1 protein-coding gene is annotated in these 1,436 nt (G+C 36.8%); it reads left to right on the plus strand.

Translation table 11 applies throughout. From position 1 onward, the window contains the following. The first annotated feature begins 55 nt into the window (after nt 1–55). Nucleotides 56–1,404 (plus strand): IS3 family transposase gene (locus JQ841_RS02520; RefSeq protein WP_203180026.1). Its coding sequence is split into 2 segments (ribosomal slippage): nt 56–506 and nt 506–1,404, totalling 1,350 coding nucleotides; the frame shifts between segments, so codons are not numbered across the junction. Nucleotides 1,405–1,436: the final 32 nt, after the last annotated feature.

The raw sequence follows: 1,436 nt of genomic DNA on the forward strand, positions 1-1,436 counted from the left end.
TGTACTGCACCCCAAAAGTTAGACAGAAAAAATCTAACTTTTGGGGTGTTTTATTATGAAATTGAGTTATGATGATAAAGTTCAGATCTATGAACTTAGAAAACAAGGATATAGCTTAGAGAAGCTTTCAAATAAATTTGGGATAAACAATTCTAATCTTAGGTACATGATTAAATTGATTGATCGTTACGGAATAGAGTTCGTCAAAAAAGGAAAGAATTGTTACTATTCTCCTGAACTAAAACAAGAGATCATTGATAAAGTTCTTCTTGAGGGGCATTCACAAATTAGGGCGTCTCTGGATTATGCTCTTCTAAGTAGTGGATTACTTTCGAATTGGCTGGCACAATATAAGAAAAACGGGTATACTATTGTTGAGAAAACAAGAGGGAGACCACCTAAAATGGGACGTAAGCCAAAGAAGAGATTTGAAGATATGACAGAATTAGAACGTCTTCAAGCAGAAAATGAGTACTTGAGAGCGGAGAATGCCATTCTAAAAAAGTTGAGAGAACTCCGATTGAGAGACGAAAAGGAGCAAGAAGAAAAACGGAAATTGTTCAAGGACTGGTAACAGAGTTTTCTTTAGATATCCTTCTAAAGATTATTAAACTTGCCCGTTCAACTTATTATTACCACTTAAAACAGCTGGATCAAAGCGATAAAGATTATGATATTAAAGCTGAAATTCAGTCAATTTATACTGAGCATAAAGGAAATTACGGCTATCGTCGCATGACTCTAGAATTACGAAATCGTGGCTTCGTAGTGAACCATAAGAAGGTGCAGCGTCTGATGAAAGTACTTGGTTTAACGGCTCGAATTCGCCGTAAACGGAAGTATTCTTCATACCAAGGAGAGGTTGGCAAGAAAGCAGATAATCTTATTCAACGTCAATTTGAAGCAACCAAACCAATGCAAAAGTGCTACACAGATGTGACAGAATTTGCCATTCCAGCAAGCACTCAAAAGCTTTACTTATCGCCAGTTTTAGATGGTTTTAACAGCGAAATCATCGCTTATAATCTTTCTACATCACCGAACTTAGAACAAGTAAAAGCTATGTTAGACCAGGCTTTCGGTGAGGAACATTACGAGAATACCATTCTCCATAGTGACCAAGGCTGGCAATACCAACACGATTCTTATCATCGGTTCCTAGAGAGTAAGGGAATTCAAGCATCCATGTCACGTAAGGGTAACAGCCCAGACAATGGTATGATGGAGTCCTTCTTTGGGATTCTGAAATCGGAAATGTTTTATGGTTATGAGAAGTCGTTTCAGTCGCTTAAGCAATTGGAACAAGCTATTGTAGACTATATTGATTACTACAACAATAAACGAATTAAGGTAAAACTAAAAGGACTTAGCCCTGTACAATACAGAACTAAATCCTTTGCTTAAATTAATTGTCTAACTTTTTGGGGTCAGTACAA

The organism is Streptococcus mitis, assembly GCF_905187535.1.
Taxonomy (GTDB): domain Bacteria; phylum Bacillota; class Bacilli; order Lactobacillales; family Streptococcaceae; genus Streptococcus; species Streptococcus mitis_BS.